Source organism: Hymenobacter lapidarius (assembly GCF_001816145.1).
GTDB lineage: Bacteria > Bacteroidota > Bacteroidia > Cytophagales > Hymenobacteraceae > Hymenobacter > Hymenobacter lapidarius.
In genome coordinates this window covers 36,747-56,913 of record NZ_MDZB01000066.1, presented here as the reverse complement: position 1 = coordinate 56,913, position 20,167 = coordinate 36,747, and the positions used below count along the sequence as shown (strand labels likewise).

14 protein-coding genes and 1 other RNA gene are annotated in these 20,167 nt (G+C 59.1%); 8 read left to right on the top strand and 7 right to left on the bottom strand.

Going from position 1 to position 20,167, the window contains the following annotated elements; genetic code table 11:
- Nucleotides 1-27 precede the first annotated feature (27 nt).
- On the bottom strand, nucleotides 28-798 hold the full coding sequence (locus tag BEN47_RS21275) for a DUF1573 domain-containing protein (protein WP_070725037.1): 771 nt from the start codon (nucleotides 796-798) through the stop codon (nucleotides 28-30).
- A gap of 247 nt (nucleotides 799-1,045) precedes the next feature.
- On the opposite strand from BEN47_RS21275, the gene BEN47_RS03190 reads away from it, so the two are divergent.
- Nucleotides 1,046-3,466 carry an alpha-ketoacid dehydrogenase subunit alpha/beta gene (locus BEN47_RS03190; protein ID WP_070725035.1) on the top strand — a complete coding sequence of 807 codons (2,421 nt, stop codon included), beginning with the start codon at nucleotides 1,046-1,048 and terminating at the stop codon, nucleotides 3,464-3,466.
- 73 nt (nucleotides 3,467-3,539) lie between these two features.
- On the opposite strand, the gene BEN47_RS03185 is transcribed toward BEN47_RS03190, so the two are convergent.
- The gene (locus BEN47_RS03185; protein WP_070725032.1) at nucleotides 3,540-4,130 is read right to left on the bottom strand and encodes a hypothetical protein; all 591 of its coding nucleotides are present in this window, start codon (nucleotides 4,128-4,130) and stop codon (nucleotides 3,540-3,542) included.
- Between the two features lie 118 nt (nucleotides 4,131-4,248).
- Between BEN47_RS03185 and BEN47_RS03180 the strand changes: the two genes are divergently transcribed.
- The 3 genes from BEN47_RS03180 to BEN47_RS21735 all read left to right on the top strand — a co-directional run bounded on the left by BEN47_RS03180 (nucleotide 4,249) and on the right by BEN47_RS21735 (nucleotide 6,385).
- Complete coding sequence (locus BEN47_RS03180) at nucleotides 4,249-5,247, top strand: acyl transferase (RefSeq protein WP_070725031.1); 999 nt, start codon at nucleotides 4,249-4,251, stop codon at nucleotides 5,245-5,247.
- 149 nt (nucleotides 5,248-5,396) lie between these two features.
- Nucleotides 5,397-5,780: a hypothetical protein gene (locus BEN47_RS21740; RefSeq protein WP_204378269.1), complete on the top strand. Its 384-nt coding sequence runs from the start codon at nucleotides 5,397-5,399 to the stop codon at nucleotides 5,778-5,780.
- 107 nt (nucleotides 5,781-5,887) lie between these two features.
- The gene (locus tag BEN47_RS21735; protein WP_204378268.1) at nucleotides 5,888-6,385 is read left to right on the top strand and encodes a hypothetical protein; all 498 of its coding nucleotides are present in this window, start codon (nucleotides 5,888-5,890) and stop codon (nucleotides 6,383-6,385) included.
- Between the two features lie 231 nt (nucleotides 6,386-6,616).
- On the opposite strand, the gene BEN47_RS03170 is transcribed toward BEN47_RS21735, so the two are convergent.
- The gene (locus BEN47_RS03170; protein WP_070725029.1) at nucleotides 6,617-7,780 is read right to left on the bottom strand and encodes a sigma-54-dependent transcriptional regulator; all 1,164 of its coding nucleotides are present in this window, start codon (nucleotides 7,778-7,780) and stop codon (nucleotides 6,617-6,619) included.
- Between the two features lie 272 nt (nucleotides 7,781-8,052).
- Between BEN47_RS03170 and BEN47_RS03165 the strand changes: the two genes are divergently transcribed.
- Together BEN47_RS03165 and BEN47_RS03160 are read left to right on the top strand one after the other, a co-directional pair.
- Nucleotides 8,053-9,336 carry a PQQ-dependent sugar dehydrogenase gene (locus tag BEN47_RS03165; RefSeq protein WP_070725027.1) on the top strand — a complete coding sequence of 428 codons (1,284 nt, stop codon included), beginning with the start codon at nucleotides 8,053-8,055 and terminating at the stop codon, nucleotides 9,334-9,336.
- An 8-nt stretch (nucleotides 9,337-9,344) separates the two neighbouring features.
- Nucleotides 9,345-9,800, top strand: coding sequence for a c-type cytochrome (locus BEN47_RS03160; protein WP_070725025.1), 456 nt, complete (start codon nucleotides 9,345-9,347; stop codon nucleotides 9,798-9,800).
- A 172-nt stretch (nucleotides 9,801-9,972) separates the two neighbouring features.
- Here BEN47_RS03160 and rnpB read toward each other — a convergent pair.
- An RNA gene (gene rnpB, locus BEN47_RS03155) (RNase P RNA component class A) lies at nucleotides 9,973-10,426 on the bottom strand.
- Nucleotides 10,427-11,008: 582 nt separating this feature from the next.
- On the opposite strand from rnpB, the gene BEN47_RS03150 reads away from it, so the two are divergent.
- The gene (locus BEN47_RS03150) at nucleotides 11,009-12,196 is read left to right on the top strand and encodes a S8 family serine peptidase (RefSeq protein ID WP_239691487.1); all 1,188 of its coding nucleotides are present in this window, start codon (nucleotides 11,009-11,011) and stop codon (nucleotides 12,194-12,196) included.
- Between the two features lie 475 nt (nucleotides 12,197-12,671).
- On the opposite strand, the gene BEN47_RS03145 is transcribed toward BEN47_RS03150, so the two are convergent.
- The 3 genes from BEN47_RS03145 to BEN47_RS03135 all read right to left on the bottom strand — a co-directional run bounded on the left by BEN47_RS03145 (nucleotide 12,672) and on the right by BEN47_RS03135 (nucleotide 17,186).
- Complete coding sequence (locus BEN47_RS03145; RefSeq protein WP_070725023.1) at nucleotides 12,672-14,537, bottom strand: M1 family metallopeptidase; 1,866 nt, start codon at nucleotides 14,535-14,537, stop codon at nucleotides 12,672-12,674.
- A 181-nt stretch (nucleotides 14,538-14,718) separates the two neighbouring features.
- The gene (locus BEN47_RS03140; RefSeq protein WP_083322065.1) at nucleotides 14,719-15,933 is read right to left on the bottom strand and encodes a Smr/MutS family protein; all 1,215 of its coding nucleotides are present in this window, start codon (nucleotides 15,931-15,933) and stop codon (nucleotides 14,719-14,721) included.
- A gap of 287 nt (nucleotides 15,934-16,220) precedes the next feature.
- Nucleotides 16,221-17,186: a DUF2279 domain-containing protein gene (locus BEN47_RS03135; RefSeq protein WP_239691486.1), complete on the bottom strand. Its 966-nt coding sequence runs from the start codon at nucleotides 17,184-17,186 to the stop codon at nucleotides 16,221-16,223.
- Nucleotides 17,187-17,319: 133 nt separating this feature from the next.
- Between BEN47_RS03135 and BEN47_RS03130 the strand changes: the two genes are divergently transcribed.
- Nucleotides 17,320-20,124 carry an alpha-amylase family glycosyl hydrolase gene (locus BEN47_RS03130; RefSeq protein ID WP_070725019.1) on the top strand — a complete coding sequence of 935 codons (2,805 nt, stop codon included), beginning with the start codon at nucleotides 17,320-17,322 and terminating at the stop codon, nucleotides 20,122-20,124.
- The last annotated feature ends 43 nt before the right edge of the window (nucleotides 20,125-20,167 follow it).

Here is a 20,167-nt window from a genome sequence, read left to right as displayed (position 1 = left end):
CTACGAAATCCGAATAATCCGTGGTCTTTACTTAAAAGGCACGGCCGTGCCGCTTTCCTTCACCATGCTGTTGCCGCTGAGGTCGCGCACAATGTTGGCACGCAGCGTGAGGTTGGCATCGCCGCTCAGGTCGTTGGACGTGATGGTGACGGCGTCGCTCACCTGGCCGAGCTGGCGCTGGCTGTAAACCAGCTCCACCACGGCGCTTTGGCCGGGGGCAATGGGCGTGGGGGTCGTTTTGTAGCCCACGCAGTAGCAGCCGGACGAGATGGCACCGAGCACCAGCGGGGTTTTGCCGGTATTGCGAGCGGTGAACCGGGCCGAAGGCTGCTGGCCGGCCTCAAACTTGCCAAAGTCGTGGGTGCTCCGGTCCAGCACCAGGTGCGGCGACTGCGCCAGCTGCGCCGCCGTGAGCGTGGGCTTGATTTCGTCTTTGGTCAGCACCGCACCCTTGATGGTGAGGACCTTGCTGGGCTCGGTGGCGTTGCTGGTCACGGTCACGGTTTTGTTGAAGGCGCCGGGGCGGCCCGCGCTGCTGTACATGGCCTTGATGATGCCGTATTTGCCAGGCGCCACCGGCGTCTTGGTCCAGTCGGGCGTGGTGCAGCCGCAGCTGGCCTGCACGTTGGCAATCACCAGGGGCTGCTTGCCGGTGTTCTTAAACTTGAACTCGTGGGTGGCCATGGTGCCCTCGGGCACTTTGCCGAAATCGTGGCTGTCGTTTTCGAATTGCATCACGGCCTGGGCGCGGGCGGTGAAGGCAAATGCCAGCAGGCAAATGGTGAGAAGCTGTTTCATGGTTGTAGAAGTTGAACTGCCAGCCGCGGCGCGCATAGCTACGCAAGCCACGGTTACGTTTAATAGGAAATGCAGCCTGGCGGTGGAGGCCCTGACCAGGGACAGGCCGACCAGCCAATTCATTAGCTCCCAAATATACGCCCAAACTCCACCTGCCATCTGCCCGGCCTCAATTCCGTATTTTTGCACCGCGGTTCCAACCGTGCCGTCCTTCCTGACTTTACTCCCACCCCCCGTTCAACTCGCTATGCCCACTGCCGAAACCGCGTTGCCTGCGCTATCCGCACCTCTTTCAAAGGTTGATTTTCTCTACGATTACCGTCTGGCCTGGGAAAGCCGCCTGGCGTCCCTGGCCGGCCGCAAGGAGGTTTTCATGGGCAAGGCCAAATTTGGCATCTTCGGCGATGGCAAGGAAGTGCCCCAACTGGCCATGGCCCGCGCCTTCCAAAACGGCGACTTCCGCGCCGGCTACTACCGCGACCAGACCTTCATGGTGGCCATCGGCCAGCTCACCTGGGAGCAATACTTTGCCCAGCTCTACGCCAACCCCGACGTGGAAGCCGAGCCCGCCACCGGCGGCCGCGCCATGAACGGGCACTTCGCCACGCGCATGCTGGACGATGACGGCAACCTCACCGACCTCACCCAAACCAAGAACTCCTCGGCCGACGTCTCGCCCACGGCCTCGCAAATGCCGCGCCTGCTGGGCATGGCCTACGCTTCCAAGCTGTTTCGCCAAAACCCCGAGCTGCACCAGTTCACGCACCTCTCCACCAACGGCAACGAGGTGGCTTTCGGCACCATCGGCAACGCCAGCACCTCCGAGGGCATGTTCTTTGAGGCGCTTAATGCCGCCGGCGTGCTGCAGGTGCCCATGCTGGTGAGCGTGTGGGACGACCACTACGGCATCTCGGTGCCGGCCGAATACCAGACCACCAAGCAGAGTATTTCGGCCATCATGGCCGGCTTGCAGCGCGACGGCGAAGGCGAGCAGGGCTTCGAAATTTACGTGGTGCGCGGCTGGGACTACGCTGGCCTGGTGGACACCTACCTGCGCGCCGCCGCCGTGTGCCGCGAGCAGCACGTGCCCGTGCTCATCCACGTCACGGAAGTGACGCAGCCGCAGGGCCACAGCACCAGCGGCTCGCACGAGCGCTACAAGAGCAAGGACCGGCTGAGCTGGGAAGAAGCCCACGACTGCCTGCACAAGCTGCGCGAGTGGCTGCTGGCCGAAGGGCACGCCACGGAGCTGGAGCTCGACGAAATTGAAAAGACGGCAGCGGCCACCATCAAAACGGCGCGCACGGCGGCCTGGGCGGCTTTCTTCGACGCCATCAAGGCCGAGCGCGACGAGGCCGTGGTGCTGCTGGATAAGCTGGTGGCCGACACCGGCACCGAAAACACGCTGCACGAAATGGTGGAGCAGCTGAAGGTAAACCCCACGCCCATTCGGGCCGACATTGTGCGCACTATGCGCCGCGCCCTGCGCCACGTGCGCAACGAGAAGCGCAGCGCCGGCCGCCGCGCCGTGCAGCGCCACCTAGAGCAGCTGCTGGCCGAAAACGCCGACCGCTACAACTCCAACCTGTTCAGCCAGAGTGAGTATGCGGTAGGTAATATCGACGAAGTGCCAGCTGCCTTCGCCACCGATGCCCCCGTGGTAGACGCCCGCGAAGTGCTGCAGGCCTGTTTTGAGGCCAACTTCCAGCGCGACCCCAGCATTTTCGCCATCGGCGAAGACGTGGGCAAGATTGGCGACGTAAACCAGGCCTTTGCGGGCCTGCAGGACAAGTTTGGCGAGCTGCGCGTGACCGATACCGGCATCCGCGAGTGCACCATTGTGGGGCAGGGCATCGGGGCAGCGCTGCGCGGCCTGCGTCCCATCACCGAAATCCAGTACCTGGACTACCTGCTCTACGCCATCCAGATTTTGAGCGACGACCTGGCCTGCCTGCAGTACCGCACCAAAGGCGGCCAGAAAGCCCCCCTCATTGTGCGCACCCGCGGGCACCGCCTCGAAGGCATCTGGCACTCGGGCTCGCCCATGGGCATGATTCTGGGCAGCATCCGCGGCATGCACGTGTGCGTGCCCCGCAACATGACCCAGGCCGCTGGCTTCTACAACACGCTGCTGCGCAGCGACGAGCCCGCCCTGGTAATTGAGTGCCTGAACGGCTACCGCCTGAAGGAGCGGATTCCGAGCAACGTGGGCGAGTTTACGCTGCCCCTGGGCCGCCCCGAGGTACTGCAGACCGGCACCGACATCACGGTGGTAACGTACGGCTCAATGTGCCGCATAGTGATGGATGCCGCCAAGCAGCTGGCCGAAGTGGGCATTTCCGTGGAAGTAATCGACGTGCAGACCCTGCTGCCCTTCGACCTGGAGCACCTGATTGTGGACAGCATTCAGAAGACCAGCCGCGTGCTCTTCGCCGACGAGGACGTGCCCGGCGGTGGCACCGCCTATATGATGCAGCACGTACTGGACGAGCAGGGCGCCTACCGCTTCCTCGACGCGCAGCCGCGCTGCCTGGCCGCGCAGCCCCACCGCCCCGCTTACAGCTCCGACGGCGACTATTTCAGCAAGCCCAACGCCGAAGACGTGTTCGATACGGTGTACGAGCTGATGAGTGAAGCCGAGCCCGAGCGGTTCGCTGATATTTACTAGTTGAGTTGCGCATTCGTTCACCTCACCCCCTAGCCCCCTCTCCGCAGGAGAGCTAGGGGGTGAGGTGACTGCGTTACTGCCCCAGCGTTACCTCCGATGTCTTAATAACATTGCTCTGGTGCAGTTTGCGGTCCATAATGCTGATTTCGAAATACAGCACTTGGCCGGCCCGGTACACGGCCCCGTCTAAGAACAGGGGGAGCTTGTAGCGCAGGGTGCCGCGCAGCGGGGCAGCTTTGGACTCGCTGCCATCGGCATTGCCGTCGAGGCGCAGGTAGCGGCCATCGTATTCGCCCTGAAAGCCGAAAGGGGTGATGAATTTTACGAACGCCGTGCCCGGCCCACCCGTTCGCACGTAGGGCTGAATGAAGTAGTTGTAGCTGAAACCCCGGTTGTTGGGGCCGCCGGTGGTGGCGTTATAGGGCGCCTTTTTGATGTCGGCGTCGGACAGGCCCAGGTCGCCGTCGCCATCCCGAAAGTCAATGGCGAAGTTGAGCGTGTCTACCGCCAACTGGCCGTTGCCGGGGCGGTTTTTGGTAATGGTAAGCCCCTTGAAGTCGATATCTGGCTCCACGGCGTATTCGGGCGCGCTGATGCAGCCGGTGAAGCTTAGGCCGGCGAAGGCCACGAAAAAGGCGCTGCCCAGAGTACGAAACAGGTTCATAAGTAGAGAAAGTGAGAAGACTGGAGCACAACGGCCGAAGTGGCCCCAAAGTACATTTATTTCAACGAAAAGCCGGGCTTGGTAGTTCGGTTGTGGTTGCTAACCCCGACCTCCAGTCATGAGTTTCCGTTCCGAATTTCTGCGCCAGCTGCCCAGCGTCACCGCTGCTACTTTTGAAGCGGCGGCGCTGGCCCTGTTTCGCCATCAAGCCCTGCACTGTCCGCCCTACGCCGAGTACCTGCAGGCACTCGGGCGCAACCCGGCGTCGGTGACGCACCTGACGGATATTCCGTTTCTGCCCATAGCGTTTTTCAAGACCCACGAGGTGCGCACCGCACCCGCTGAGTGGGAAGCGCAGGAGGTGTTCCTGAGCAGTGGCACCACGCTGCAGCAGCGCAGCCGCCACCTGGTGCGCGACCCGGCGCTGTATCGCGAAAACGCGGCGCGCATCTTCGAGAGCAGCTACGGCCCGCTCAGCGGCTGGACGTTTCTGGCGCTGCTGCCGTCGTATCTGGAGCAGGGCCATTCCTCGCTGGTGGCCATGGTGGATTATTTCGCCCGGCAATCGGGCCAAACCCAGCCCGCGTTTTTCCTGCACGACCACGTCGCCCTGCGCGCCGCCCTGGCCGAAGCCAAACAAGTGCCCGGCCGCCGCGTGCTGCTGCTGGGCGTGAGCTACGCGCTGCTGGACTTTGCGGCCGAGATGGGCCCGGCACCGGAGCTACAAGACCTCACCGTGCTCGAAACAGGAGGCATGAAGGGCCGTCGCCGCGAGATGATTCGGGAAGAGCTGCACCAGGAGCTGCAGCGGGCCTTTGGTCCGGCCGGCATCCACTCCGAGTACGGCATGACCGAGTTGCTGGGCCAGGCCTACTCGCTGGGCGACGGCCGTTTCCACTGCCCCGCGCCGCTGCAGGTGCTGCTGCGCGACCCTTCCGACCCGTTTACCATTGGCAACAGGCCCGACGGGGCCATCAACGTTATTGATTTGGCCAACGTGGACTCCTGCGCCTTTATCGAAACGAAAGATTTAGCCCGCATGCACCTCGATGGCAGCTTCGAGGTGCTGGGCCGCATGGATAATTCAGACGTGCGGGGGTGTAATCAATTGGTGTAGTTGCTGGCAGGGGGATATTGCATTACCTTGTTTCGTAAACCCAGCCGACGGTAGACTGCTTCCCGAAAGTTACACAGTCGGAGTTTGGGGAATACAGGAGTTATGCCCAACGGTAGGACTACCAACACGAACATAAAAAAGAACAGATAATGACATTAAAGGAAGCAATAATAAAAAGTTTAGAAGACATCGGTGGACTAACAAATTATTCCGAAGTTTTAAATCATGTAGTTGCACAAAAGTATTTTGACTTTGGTGCTGGTAAAACACCTGGTTCGACAGTTTCGGCTTCACTTGGTGATTTCATTCGTAACGGTGACACCAGAGTAAAACGAATTAAACAAGACGGTGGGACTTACTCATATTATTTGGCAAAAAACGAGCAAAACATTGGCATTGATATCTTAATCGGGGCGACAGAAACAACAATAGCTACAGTGGTTAAGGTGGACAAAACCAAAACCTATAACGAAAGAGACTTGCATAAGCTTTTAAGTAGTTACTTGAAAAGTACAGGCATTTACTCAAATTGAAAAGTACAGGCATTTACTCAAAGACAATTTTTCACGAACAATCGAACGGTAAGGACAATAATCAAATCTGGACGCACCCCGATGTGGTTGGAATTAAATTTCTGAACTTGCAGACCAAAGCCAGTCAAAACTTTTTAAAATCTATAAATCGTGTTGACACATTTAAACTAAGTTCTTACGAAATTAAAAAGGAAATTAATAACGACAGCGAACTTAAAAAGGCATTTTTTCAGGCAGTTTCAAATTCAAGTTGGGCTAACTACGGTTACTTAGTTGCATTTGAATTCAGCGATAGTTTGACGGAAGAAATGGAACGACTAAATCAATCATTTGGAATTGGTGTGATTGAACTAAATGCAAATCCATATCAAAGCAAAATTTTGTTCCCTGCAAAATTTCGCAATTTGGATTTCAAAACAATTGACAAACTTTGCAAAATCAATAAAGAATTTGAAAAATTCATTGAGCAGACGGAAAAACTAATGACGGCAGCAGACCGCTATTATAAATCGACAGAAAAAGAACTTGACGAAATTTGTGACGACTATTTCGCAAACGATACAGAAGTAGAGAACTATTGCAAGGATAACAACATACCATCCTAAGAAAAGAACCACTGGGCATAACAGCGGCTTGGCGAAAGTGGCGGTTCAGTGCTCCGCAGACATATTTGTGGTTAATCAAACATTGGTTCTCCGCATCAATATTTGTGGTAAAAACCGCATCCTTCGCCAAGCCGAGAACCGTTGACTGCACTATTTTAAAAAAGGCAGCAGCAGAATCAACCGATTCTGCTGCTGCCTTTTTTATGGCCTGATAACTATGGAGAAAGCTTTCTACTTCCCCGCAAACGCTTTTGCGTCGCCTTCGGAAATCACGTCGTCGCTCATAATCACGAGGCGTTCCACCACGTTGCGTAGCTCGCGGATGTTGCCGCGCCAGTCCAGGTCTTTGAGGTAGGTGAGGGCGGCGGCGTCAATCTTCTTGGGCTTGTTGCCGTAATCTGCGGCGATGTCGTTGAGGAACTTCTCAATCAGCTCGGGCACGTCGTCGCGGCGGTCGTTGAGCGAGGGCACCTGAATTAGAATAACCGAGAGGCGGTGGTAGAGGTCTTCGCGGAAGTTTTTGTCCGCGATTTCCTGCATCAGGTCCTTGTTGGTGGCGGCGAGCACGCGCACGTTTACCGAAATTTCCTTTTCGCCGCCCACGCGGGTGATTTTGCTCTCCTGCAGTGCCCGCAGCACCTTGGCCTGGGCCGAGAGGCTCATGTCGCCGATTTCGTCCAGGAACAGCGTGCCGCCGTCGGCCTGCTCAAACTTGCCGATGCGCTGCTTCACGGCCGAGGTGAAGGAGCCTTTTTCGTGGCCGAACAGCTCACTCTCAATCAGCTCCGAGGGAATGGCGGCGCAGTTTACCTCCACCATGGGGCCCTGGGCGCGGTTGCTGAGTTCGTGCAGCTGGCGGGCTACCATCTCCTTACCGGCGCCGTTGGGGCCTGTTATCAGCACGCGGGCGTCGGTGGGGGCCACCTTTTCAATGGCTTTGCGCACGGCACCCAGTGCCGCCGACGAACCCACCATGGACGAGCCTTTGGCGACGGAGAGCTTCTTTTTGAGGGTTTTGGTTTCGCTCACCAGCTTGGTGCGGTCCAGGGCGTTGCGCACGGTCACCAGCAGGCGGTTGAGGTCCGGGGGCTTGGAGAGGAAGTCGTAGGCTCCTTTTTTGGTGGCTTCCACGGCCGTGTCGATGCTGCCGTGGGCCGATACCATGATGAAGGCCGCGTCGGTGCCCATGGCCTGGGCGCGGGTGAGGACTTCGAGACCGTCCATTTTGGGCATTTTGATGTCGCAGAGCACCACGTCGTACTTCTGCTGAATCAGCATATCGAGGCCGGCGGGGCCGTCTTCGGCCTGGTCCACGGTGTAGCTTTCGAATTCGAGGATTTCCTTCAGGGTGTGCCGAATGGCGCGTTCGTCGTCGATGATGAGGATACGGGGCATAGAAACGGGGATAGTAAGTCGGGGCCGAAAGTAACGAATAGCAGCCCGACCCCGGTTCGCGTTAGGCGCGCGGTGGCCTGCGCGGGTAGTTATTATCTTCGCCAATCATTTACCTGGTGCTCGGGTTAGGCCTTTGCGCGCAAGTGGCACACTTGGGCCGCCACAATGTTATGGCAGCCGGCAAAAAATCAGTTTCAAACGCGACACCGCAGCGCACTGTTCCTGCTCGCCCGTCGTTCCCTCTCTTCAGTATAAACCGAACCATTTCATTCATGAAAAGCGCCACCAGCCGGTACCTCCTACTTTCGACGGCCGTAGTCGGCAGCCTGTCCTTATTCGCTCTGAAAAACGAGTATAAAATAGTAGCCGACGCCGACAATGCCGGGCTTAAGTTGCCCGCCGGCTTCGGCGCCCTGAAAGTGGCCGACACCGGCACCCGCGCCCGGCACATTACCGTGACGCCCCAGGGCACTATTTTCGTGAAGCTGAACCGGCCCACCAAGGAGGGCCAGGGTATTTTGCAGCTGCGCGAGGGCGGCACCGGCAAAGCCACCGTCGTGGCCGGCTTCGGCAACTACGGCGGCACGGGCATCTACAGCACCAAAGACTACCTGTATGCCTCTTCCGATGAGGAGGTGTTTCGCTACAAGCTCAACGCCAAGGGCGAAGTGACCAACCCCACCCAGCCCGAAAAAGTCATCACGGGCCTGCTCAACCGGCAGCAGCACGAGAGCAAGTCTATTACCCTGGACCAGGCGGGCAACATCTACGTGAACGTGGGGGCCTACGCCAACTCCTGCCAGGTGAAAGACCGGCAGAAGGGCTCCATGGGCCGGCCCAATTGCCCCATCCTGGACTCGGCCGGCGGCATCTGGCAGTTCCGGGCCGACAAGCTCAACCAGACCTACGGCGACGGCACGCGCTACGCCACCGGCCTGCGCAACGTAGTGGGCCTGGACTGGAACGCCCAGAGCAACCAGCTGTTTGTGATGCAGCACGGCCGCGACCAACTGCACGACAACTTCCCCGAGCTCTACGACAGCAAGGAATCGGCGGAACTGCCGGCCGAGTGCCTGTACGCCCTCAACAAGGGCGATAACGCCGGCTGGCCCTACACCTATTTCGACCCCGCTAAGAACAAAATAATGGTGTCGCCCGAATACGGCGGCGACGGCAAAAAAGTATCGACCGGCAGCTACCTGGCGCCGGCCATGGCCTATCCCGCCCACACCGCCCCCAACGCCCTACTGTTCTACACCGGCACCATGTTCCCGGAGAAGTACCGCAACGGCGCTTTTATTGCCTTTCACGGCTCCTGGAACCGCGCGCCCGAGCCCCAGAAGGGCTATTATGTGGTGTTCCAGCCGTTCAAGAACGGCAAGCCTGCCGGGCCGTATGAGGTGTTTGCGGACAACTTCGCCGGCACGCCGGAAAAGGCCAACGCCGGCCGCCCCGACCACAAGCCGTGCGGCCTGGCCCAGGGCACCGACGGCTCGCTCTACGTCACCGACGACAAGCAGGGCTCCATCTACCGGATTGTGTACGCTAAGAAATAACTCGTTTGATGAAGCAAATAATGTTCGTTTTGGGCGCGCTAGTGTGGGCAGCCATGCCGGCCGCCGCCCAAAAGAAACCCGTTGCCAAAGCCAAGCCCGCGGCTAAACCGGCTGCGGCTGGCATCCCCGCCGCTTCGCTGGCACTGGGCAAAACCCTGTATGCACAGAATTGCCTGAGCTGCCACCAGGCCGACGGCGGCGGCGTAGACCGTATGAACGCGCCCCTGACCCAAACAACCTGGGTGCTGGGCGACAAAACCCCGCTCGTGAAAGTGCTACTTAACGGCATGCAGGGCGTGGAAATCGACGGGGAGCGGTACGCCAACGTGATGCCCGCCTTCGACTACCTCACCGACCAGCAAATTGCCGACGTGCTCACCTACGTGCGCAACAGCTTCGGCAACAAAGCCACCGCCGTGAAAGCAGCGGAAGTGAAAGTCGTGCGGGCGGCGAATAAGAAGTAGCCGCGAGGCTGCTTCGTGCGGACGAAACCTCACCCCCGGCCCCTCTCCCCAGGAGAGGGGAGCCAGACGGCGCGGTAGAGATGCTTCGTCTGCGCTCAGCATGACGGTTTCTCGTTTTACAATCAAAATAAAACAAAAAACGGCCGCCCCTGCAAGGGCGGCCGTTTCTATGTCAGGTGATGGGTCTGTAAGCCGGGTTTTGTGCGCGGCCGAAGCCGCGTCCCCACCATTTATCTAGGCCAGTCCTTGCGGAAAGGCTCCATCAACCTACCCGCTGGCGCCGGACGAGCCGCCCGGTGCCGATGCTTCCGAAGAAGCGCCGGCGTACCAGCTTATTTGGTCTTTCAACCCCTGAGGTTTACCCAGCCGGGACGGTCACCCGCCCGCTGGTGCGCTCTTACCGCACCTTTTCACCCTTACCGGCTGCGACTGAGTGGTTGAGTGCCGCAGTGTTATATCACTCAGTTACTCTGTCGCTCAGTCACCGTCCGGCGGTAATTTTCTGTGGCACTGGCTGTCCTGGGTTGCGTTATGCGCGCCAGTCCTTCCCGTTAGGAAGCAGGGTGCTCTGCGTTGCCCGGACTTTCCTCGTCGCCCGAAAGCGCCGCGGTGGGGCGACCCATCACTGCGGGCAAAGATACGGGCTTATCAGGGAAGAGGGTATGGTCTGCTAAATTGAGAGATGCGCCGATAAGTTTATTAGTGAAATATAAAAATGTAAAAATTTCTGCTGCTGGCAATCGAACCGGCTTTCTTACTTAGCGAAGCCGGTATCTGTTGGTTGTTTGAATAACCGAAGTTTCTGGTTCCAAATACACTTAGAAAGCCACCGATTTCTTATTTAAAAACAAGACCATTAAATTATTTTTAAAGCGTAGTTATATTAAGGAATTTGAATTAACATAATTTTATATAATTGTTAAATATATTGCTTTTATGACGAAAAATGGTCGATTTGGCATTGAGAATCAATGCCAAATGAGGTTTTAATGAAAAAATATAAGCGACAAACTGATATTGACTCAAAAAACTCATACCTTGCGCCTAGCACAGTCACCTGCTTAAGCCTAATAAGCACTTGTAGGCGCTGGCTTATCCAGTTGCTTTGGTGACAAGCCTTGACAAATGATTTTGCCAACTTCTTACCAATTTTTTCCCACTTTCCACAATTCAAAATGCAGAAGAAACAACACAATGTTCGCCTTGCCATGCTTTTGAGCGCCTCGGCACTGGTTGCCAGTGCCACGTTCACTTCGTGCTCCAACGACTCCATTCAGCCCGCCGCCCCCGAAGTTTCGTTGAGCAACGATGCCAAGGGAATAGACGATGCCATTCCTGGTCAGTACATTGTGGTGTTGAAGGACGGAGCAGTTGAAGTGGGGCAGAGCGAATCTTATACTGAAAAAGTAAGAAAAGTAAAAGCAGTAGGCCAGGGTATTTTGCGGGCGCGGGGCGCCAGTGCTGAGGCGCTTGGCTTTGCCTACGGCCACGCCTTGAAAGGCTTCTCTGCGGCCCTGACCGCTGCGCAGGCCAACGAACTGCGGGCTGACTCCCGCGTGGCCTACGTGGAACAAGACCGGATTATTTCGCTGGGCAAACCAGCCGGCGGGGGTTCTACCCAACCTGCCCAGACCACGCCTTACGGCATTGCCCGCGTGGGTACCGCCGACGGCACGGGCCGGACTGCCTGGGTTATCGACACGGGCATCGACCTCGACCACCCCGACCTGAACGTAGACGTGGCCCGCAGCAAGTCGTTTCTGACCAGCGGCGCCAACTACGCCTCACCAGACGATGGCAACGGCCACGGCACGCACGTAGCGGGCACCATCGCGGCTAAAAACAATACCATTGGCGTAGTGGGTGTAGCTGCCAACGCTTTCGTGGTGGCCGTGCGGGTGCTCGACTCCCGCGGTAGCGGTTCCAACTCCGGGGTTATTGCCGGCGTGGACTACGTAGGGGCCAACGGCAAGGTCGGCGACGCGGCGAACATGAGCTTGGGCGGCGGCGTTTCGCAGGCCCTCGACGACGCGGTGCTCAAGGCTTCGGCCGGCGGCGTACTCTTCGCCCTGGCGGCCGGTAACGACGGCGGCGATTCCAATCTGCACTCGCCGGCCCGTGTGAATGGCCCGAACATCTACACCATTTCGGCCATGAATAACACCGATACGTGGGCGTCATTCTCCAATTTTGGTAACCCGCCCGTTGACTATTGCATGCCCGGTGTAAGCACGCTGTCCACTTGGCTCAGCGGTGGCTACAACACCATCAGCGGTACTTCCATGGCAACCCCGCACATGGCTGGCGTCCTGCTAATGAAAGGCAAGAGCTTCACTACCAGTGGCACCGTTAAAAACGACCCGGACGGCAACGCCGACCCCATCGCGCACCTATAAGCGTTTAACTTTAACAAACAAACAAGGCCAATCCATACGGGTTGGCCTTGTTTGTTTGTGGGTATGTCAGTAAAACAGGGGTTTTGCGCCGCTCGAAAGCACCGCGGTAGGGCGAGCCATCACTGCGGGCAAAGTTAGAATTAGAACGAAGTACAACGTCATGCTGAGCGGAGCCGAAGTATGTCTACAGCACAAGCATTCACTTGCTACAAGGAGACTCAAACCCGCAAACAAGTGAGTGTTTTCCCTCAGCAGTTTCATAATTCAACTCGGCGTGCCAGTAATGATAGTCGTCAATCTTGAGAAACTCAGTTCCTGCCGAAAGAACATATTGCTTGTGGAATTTTCGCCTCAGAATGGTTAGCACTACACAATTAGGTGGCCAAGCCGTCTCTTCAACTATCTCATTGCCACAAGCTAATTCCTCCTGTAGAATTTGAAAAAGTGGGCGCGCTAATTGAATCGTCATTTTCTTTTACTTCCCCTCCCACACATTATCCTTCGGGAAACTATCCGAAACCAGCGTACTGCCCAGCGTGACGCGCGTCACCGGCTGTTTGGTGGCGACGGGTACGGTGACGGACGTGGCGCCCGACTCCCAGACGCCGATGGTACGGTGAATCTGCTGGGTGGTGTTGTCGGCAAAGGTTACCGTTAGGTCCACCGGGACGGGCTTGCTGCCTTTGGCTTGCACAAGGATGTCGTAGCCGGGGGCGGTTTTGGTGACGCTGGCGATGGCCAGGTCGGGGTAGCCGTCGTCGAAGAACCAGCGCTGCCAGAACCAGTTGAGGTTGCGGCCGGCCCCGGCGTTCATGCTGTTGAAGAAGTCGTAGGGCATGGGGTGCTTGCCGTTCCAGTTGCGGATGTAGGTGTGCAGGGCCTTGGTAAACAGCTCATCGCCCAATAAATCCTTTACGTACAGATAGCCCATGCCGGGCTTGGGGTAGGAGTTGAGGAAGAAGGGCACGCCGCTTTGCTGGGTGCTGAGCGTGACGATGGGCGCATCGTTTTCGGTGGCGGCGTGGGTGCCGTAGCGGGCCACGCCGTAGTCGTCCACTATTTTGGGGTCAATTATCGGCGAAATCAGCCACTCGCCGATGGTGGCCCAGCCCTCGTCCATCCAGCCGTACTTGGTTTCGTTGATGCCCATGTAGAAAGGGAACATCGTGTGGAAGATTTCGTGGTCGGTCAATTCAATGGCGTCTTTGCGCGTCTCGGTGGGGTTGTCGTTCACCATCATCGGGTACTCCATCTGGTCGAGGCCGTCGAACACGGTTTCGTGCGCGTAGGGGAAGGGCCACTTCGGGAAGGTGTAGCTCATGGCCTCCACCGTTTTGCGGCTGAAGTCGATGACTTCCTCAAAATCCTTGTGCTTGGGGTTGTACACGGCATCCACGCGGGTGCGGCGCTTGGTAGCGGGGTCCACCACCAGGCTGGTGCTTTGCCACACGTAATGGTCGGCGGTGGCGAAGGCGAAGTCCGTCACGTTCCGGGCCTCAAAGCGCCAGGTGTTCTGCGCATTGGGCGCAGTGATATCGCGCCGTTTGGCGTCCTCGGTATTGATAACAAAAGCTACGGCGTCCTTGCTCTCGGCGTCCTGCAGGCGCTGGGCGTACTTTTTGGTGAGCACTTGGTCGGCGTTTTTAAGGTCGCCGGTGGCCCACACCACGAAGTTTTTGGGCACCGTGATGGCGGCTCGGAAATTACAGAAGTCGTTGTAAAACTCCTGGTCGCCGGTGTAGGGCTGCTTGTTCCAGCCGTCGATGTCGTCGTACACGGCGATGCGGGGAAAGAAATAGGCCAGGAATGCGGCGCCCGGCTCTACCTCGCCGGTGCGCTGGTGCGAGCCTTTGTTGAGCACGTACGAGTAGGTGACGCGCACCGTGGCCGCCTGGCGCACGCCGATGGCGCGGCGCAGCGGAACCGTCAGGTTGGTGGCCTCAATGGCGAGCTTCTTCACGTCGAACACCTCCCCGTTGATGGTAAGGGCCGAAATAGTCACGCCCTCGCCGATGTCTTCCGGGGAAATGGCGCGGGCGCGGGGGGCGCCCCTTTTATACAGGTTGGGGTAGAGCTTAAACCAGAGCTGGCGCAGCGAATCGGGGCTGTTGTTTTGGTAGTTGATGGCCACCGTGCCCGCCATGCGCCGCGTGGTGGGGTCGAACGTCACGTTCAGGTCGTAGTCGGCCGTGTTCTGCCAGTAGTTGGGGCCGGGCAGACCGCTCTCGGCGCGGGTGCCTTTGGCGAAGGTGGCTTGCAGGTTGCGCGGCACGGGCAGCGGCTGCTGCGCCAGGGCCGGCAGGGTGGAAAGAAGGCAAGCGAATAGGAATAGGTGGCGCATGAGAAAGGAAGAGGCGAGAGGATATTATGGAGCAAATAAGAGAACGTCATGCTGAGCGAGCAAGCATCTCGCGTGCCAACACTAACTGCTAAAATTAGTGCTGCGGTAGAGATGCTTCGGCTGCGCTCAGCATGACGTTCATTCAGTATGACGTTCTGTTAAATCGTCTACTGGGAAAAATCTACTTCAGCCGGACCAGCGTGGCGCCGAAGCCGAACTTTTCCTTGCGGGCGTCCTCGAAGAACTTAATATCCTTGTTGCGGCTCAGCTGGCGGTGTATTTCCTTGCGCAGCACGCCGTTGCCCATGCCGTGAATGAACACGATTTCGTGCATGTTGGTAGCCAGCGCCCGGATTAGCGCGTCTTCAAACGCATCGAGCTGAATGCGCAGGATGGCCGTGTTGCTCATCTCCTCCTTGTTGTCGGGGCGCAGGGCTTCCAGGTGTAGGTCGAACTCGTGGGGCGGGGCCACTACGGGCGCCGCCGGGGCGGGCGTGGCCGCCGCTACCACGGCCGCCGGCTTGGCGGGAGCGTCGCCGCTGAGCTGGGCTTTCAGGGCCGCAATGTCGACCCCGGCCGGTTTGGCGGGCTCCGGCGCGGGCGCGGGGGCCTCCTGCACTAGCTTCTCGGGCGTGATGGCCGCCGCGGCGCGCTCATCGAGTTGAAACAGGTAGGCGTCTTTGCCGATGACGGGCGCGGGGCCGCTGCTCGAATAGAACGTGCTGGCTTTAAATGCCTGCCGCTTGGTGAGCAGCTCGTAAGCGGCGTCGCCGTTCAAGCGGGTGGGCAGAAGCTGAAAAATAACGGCTGGCCACGTTTCAAAATCCTTCATGTGCAGGAAGGAGAGGGGCTTGGTGCTGGCTTTGGGGCCAAGCTTGTCGGCCGCCAGGGCACGGTAGGGGCGGGCGCTGGTTTCCTCGCCGTAGGTAAAGAGCACGTCGGCCTCGGTGTTGTTGATGAGCGTGACGCCCAGCAGCTCCGGCGACTGGTGCACCAGCGCCAGAAACAGGCCCTTGGCGGCCGCCGCCTGCTTGGGAGAGCCTGCAGCCGGGCCGCCCATTTTGGCCACGCCGGCGCCATTGGAGGCCACCGCAGCCAGGGCTTCCTGCAGCGAAGGCTGCACGGTTTTGGCTGCGGCGGGTGCTGATGGGCGCTGGCTGCGGTCTTTTTTGCTGGCGTTGGCGCTTTTGCCCGGCACCTGGCCGGCGCGGTACTCAATGGCCGTGCGGTTGAAGTTGTTGCCTTCTTCCTGGGCCACCACTACCACTTCGCGGCGCAGCACGGGAATGGTAAAATCATTGTCGATGGCTACTTCCACCAACTCGCTGTCGAGCAGGCGCGTAACAATGCCTTCTTCGGTGCCGGTTAGCAACCGGACTCTATCTCCTACATTCATAGACCACGGATTTTTCGGATTTGAACGGATTTCACGGATTTTGTGGACGATTGTCGGCCCGCCGGAAGTATCCCATTTTGCTCTCTTTTGCCCCTTCCGTAAGAACGGGGATTACAAAAGTACGTTTTTGAGGGGGCGCCAGATGCCTTGTCGCTATTTAAAGGTTGTGCACGGACTCCTGGCTTTGCCAGAAATCCAACCAAGCCGCCCATCAGGTAGTTGTTTGCCGCTAAAAAAAGTCAGCTACGAAATCCGTGAAATCCGCTAAAATCCGGGCTAATCCGTGGTCACAGGTAGAGGCCGTGGAAGCGGAAGCCGTTGCGGCCGTTGTACTCCAGGGCCGGAGCCGGCAGGTGGAAAATGCTGAGCGTGTAGAACACTTTTTTCAGCAGCGGGCTGCGGGTGGGAATGCGCCGCAGGTCTACGTCAAGCGACAGATAATACTGGCGGTAGGGGCGAAGGCCTGCTGCCGCGTTGGCCGCGGCGTCGTTGTACACCAGGTCCTGGCCGCCGTAGCCCACCGCGGGCTGCAGCCAGCGCGGCCAGCGGTTGCCGGACCGCAGGAAAGCCCCCACGTCGGTGCAGAGCCAGTAGGTTTGGCCGTTGTAGTCCTTGAGCCAGCGCTCGGGCACGTTGCTGCCCAGCACGTTGGGGCGCTGCGCAGCGTAGCGGGTGAGGTGAAACGACCATTTGGGCATGATGCGGATGTCGTGCCACGCCAGCTGCTGGGCCAACAGCGCCGAGGAGCCCAGGAAATTGGCCGCCAGGTCGGTAGCCGAAGCGCCGTAGGCCGGGTCCCGCCCGTCGAGCAGCTCCAGCGGACTCTGGATGGCAAACCCCACGAAAGAGCCGTACCAAATGGATTCTTTCTGGCTCAGGCCCGTCCACCGGAGCATATCCACCGCGCCGCGGCTTATCTGGAACGAGCCCCAGAAGTGGCCGGCCTTGTCGAGTTGCTTCCATTCCGATAGGTCATTGAACCAGCGCAACGGCGCTCGCTCGCCGGTGTACCAGGAGGTAGTGAGGCCGGTATAAAGCACGCCGTAGCCAACGGCCGAGCCACCCACCAGCCAGCGCAGGCGCTGGCTGCGCAAGCGGGCCGAATCGACAGGAGCGGGCCGAAAGGTGCTGATACTATCCGGGCGGAGGGGTTGGGCCGTAGCGGCGGGCCGGCCCAGCAAGCTCAAGCCCGCCGCCAGCCCCGCCAGGCACCAGCGCCGCATGGGAACAAAGAGGCAGGGAACTAACTTCATGCGGGCAAGGATTGCGGTAAAGGTAGGCGGCCAATTTTCTACTCAGCAGGTTTGCTTATCTTGCGCTATCGTTTGCGCATCCGCTGTGCGCTGGTCGTTGTCATTGCTTCTTCCATTCCACCAAATATTCCCAATGAAGATATTTACCCGAATTACCAGCTTGCTGCTCACCCTGCTGGCCCTGACCGCCCAGGCGCAGGTTGTGACCACCCAGCCCGTTTTCTTTACCGAAAACACGCCCGTTACCATCACCTTCGACGCCAGCCAGGGCAACGTCGCCCTTAAGGACTTCACGGGCCCGGTCTACATCTGGACCGGCACCGTCACCAACCTCAGCCCCAATAACACCACCTGGCGCAACGTGAAGAGCCCCAGCTTTGGCCAAGCCGACCCCGCTGCCCTGATGACCCGCGACGCGGCCAATCCCAACCTTTACCGCATCACGTTCACGCCCCGCACCTTTTACCCGGTGCCGGCCAATGAAACCATTCTGCGGCTGGGCATGATTTTCAAAAATGCCAACGGTTCGACAGTAGGCCGGGCCAGCGATGGCGGCGACATCTTTGTCGACGTTTACCAAGGGGGCGTGGCGGTGCGCATCACCAGTCCCGCCCGCTCGGCCAATCCGCAGTTCGTGGCTTCCGGCGTTGCGCTGGCCGTGACGGGCGAAAGCGCGCAGGCCGCCAACCTAGTTCTGACCCTGAACGGTACCCAGATTGCGCAGGCCGCCAACGCCACCACCATCAGCGGCAGCGCCACGCCCACCCAGGCCGGCCGCAACGTGCTGAAGCTGACCGCTGGCACCGGCGCCACGGCCGTGTCCGACTCGGTTATTCTGGTGGTGCGGCCCACCGTGACGGTCGCGGCCCTGCCCGCCGGCGCCAAGGAAGGCATTACCTACCTGCCCGGTGGCACTTCGGTTATTCTGGCCCTCACGGCGCCCAACAAGCAGTTTGCATACGTTGTGGGCGAGTTTAATAATTTCCAGGCCGTGGCTTCGGGCTTTATGAACAAAACCCCCGATGGCAACATGTGGTGGGTGCGGCTTGACGGCCTCACGCCCGGCCAGGAATACGCCTATCAGTACCTGGTTGACGGCACCATCCGCGTGGCCGACCCTTTCACGGAAAAAGTACTGGACCCCAACAACGACCGGTTTATCCCCGCCGTCACGTACCCCAACCTGAAGCCCTACCCGGCGGGCCAGACCACGGGCATCATGTCCACGTTCCAAACCAACCAGGCAGCTTACCAGTGGCAGACCACCAACTTCGCACGCCCCGCCAAGGCCGACCTCGTAATTTATGAGCTGCACCTGCGCGATTTTATTGCCCGCCACGACTTTCAAACCCTGCGCGACACGCTCTCTTACCTCTCCCGCCTGGGGGTGAACTGCATTGAGCTGATGCCGGTGAACGAGTTTGAGGGCAACGACAGCTGGGGCTACAACCCGAGCTTCTACTTTGCCGTGGACAAGTACTACGGCACCAAGGATGCGTTCAAGGCCTTCGTTGACGAAGCCCACCGCCGCGGCATGGCCGTGGTCATCGACATGGTGCTGAACCACTCCTTCGGCCAAAGCCCCATGGTGCAGCTGTACGCCAACGGCGGCGAACCAACGGACGACAACCCGTGGTTCAACCGCGTGGCGCGCCACCCGTTCAACGTCGGCTACGACATGAACCACGAAAGCACCTTTACGCGTGCTTTCAGCAAGAAGGTAATGGACTTCTGGGTAAATGAATTCCGGGTCGACGGCTACCGCTTCGACCTGAGCAAGGGCTTTACGCAGGTGAACTCGGGCAACGACGATGCCGCGTTTGCACGCTACGACCAGTCGCGCATCAATATCTGGAACGACTACAACACCCACATGCAGACCACGCGACCCGGTACTTATGTTATCCTGGAGCACTTTGCCGAAAACAGCGAAGAAATCGTGCTGTCCAACGCCGGCATGATGCTGTGGGGCAACATGCACGGCGCCTACGCCAACGGCATTAAGGGTTCCGCCGGCAACGCCAACTTCTCGGGGGCTTACCACGTGGCCCGCGGCTGGCAGCAGCCCAACCTGATTGCGTATATGGAAAGCCACGACGAGTCGCGCATGATGTACGAGGCGCTTACCGCCGGCCTGGCCAACAGCACCATGGGCTACAACGTGCGTAACCTGCCCACGGCCCTGGCCCGGGCCGGTATGAACGCTGCTTTCTTCCTGCCCATTCCGGGCCCGAAGATGATATGGCAGTTTGGCGAGCTGGGCTACGAAGTGGATATTAACCTCAACGGCCGGACCGGAGCCAAGCCCATTCGGTGGAATTATACCCAGGAAGCCGACCGGGCGCGCCTGCGCGACACCTACGCCAACCTCATTGCCCTGCGCAAGCTGCCCGGCTACAACAACGCCACCTTCACCTACCAGCTGGGCGGCCAGTCCAAGGTCATGCAACTCACCAGCCCCACGCTCAACGTGACGGTTGTGGGCAATTTCGGCATCTTTGGCGACGAGGTCAATCCCCGGTTCCAGCAAACCGGCAAGTGGTACAACTACCTCACCGGCGACAGCATCACGGTGAGCGACCCCAACGCGCTGCTCACCCTAAACGCCGGCGACTACGCGGTGTACACCAAAACGCGCATCCGCCGCGTGACGCTGGCCACGCGCGGTGGCCAGCAGCAGGATATCTTCCGCTTCAGCGCGGCTCCCAACCCGGCCAGCGGTACCGCTACCCTCCGGTATCAATTGCCAACGGGCGGCTCCGCGCAATTGTTGGTGCGCAACGTTCTCGGCCAAACGGTGCTCACCTTGCCGGTGGTGCGCCAGGCGGCCGGGGCGCACAGCCGCGAGCTGCCACTGGGCCAGCTCGCGCCGGGAGTGTACCTGGTAGAGCTACGCGCCGAAAACCGCCAGCAAGTACTTCGCCTGGTAGTGGAATAAGGCATTCATACCCGCAAGGGGCCATAAAAAAACCCGCCTGGTC

Coding starts and splice junctions, on each gene's coding strand:
- BEN47_RS21740 (WP_204378269.1), top strand. CDS start 5,397: ATGACATTAAAGGAAGCAATAATAAAAAGTTTAGAAGACATCGGTGGA.
- BEN47_RS03150 (WP_239691487.1), top strand. CDS start 11,009: ATGCTTTTGAGCGCCTCGGCACTGGTTGCCAGTGCCACGTTCACTTCG.
- BEN47_RS03190 (WP_070725035.1), top strand. CDS start 1,046: ATGCCCACTGCCGAAACCGCGTTGCCTGCGCTATCCGCACCTCTTTCA.
- BEN47_RS03185 (WP_070725032.1), bottom strand. CDS start 4,130: ATGAACCTGTTTCGTACTCTGGGCAGCGCCTTTTTCGTGGCCTTCGCC.
- BEN47_RS03135 (WP_239691486.1), bottom strand. CDS start 17,186: ATGAAGTTAGTTCCCTGCCTCTTTGTTCCCATGCGGCGCTGGTGCCTG.
- BEN47_RS03140 (WP_083322065.1), bottom strand. CDS start 15,933: ATGAATGTAGGAGATAGAGTCCGGTTGCTAACCGGCACCGAAGAAGGC.
- BEN47_RS03170 (WP_070725029.1), bottom strand. CDS start 7,780: ATGCCCCGTATCCTCATCATCGACGACGAACGCGCCATTCGGCACACC.
- BEN47_RS03180 (WP_070725031.1), top strand. CDS start 4,249: ATGAGTTTCCGTTCCGAATTTCTGCGCCAGCTGCCCAGCGTCACCGCT.
- BEN47_RS03165 (WP_070725027.1), top strand. CDS start 8,053: ATGAAAAGCGCCACCAGCCGGTACCTCCTACTTTCGACGGCCGTAGTC.
- BEN47_RS21275 (WP_070725037.1), bottom strand. CDS start 798: ATGAAACAGCTTCTCACCATTTGCCTGCTGGCATTTGCCTTCACCGCC.
- BEN47_RS03145 (WP_070725023.1), bottom strand. CDS start 14,537: ATGCGCCACCTATTCCTATTCGCTTGCCTTCTTTCCACCCTGCCGGCC.
- BEN47_RS03130 (WP_070725019.1), top strand. CDS start 17,320: ATGAAGATATTTACCCGAATTACCAGCTTGCTGCTCACCCTGCTGGCC.
- BEN47_RS03160 (WP_070725025.1), top strand. CDS start 9,345: ATGAAGCAAATAATGTTCGTTTTGGGCGCGCTAGTGTGGGCAGCCATG.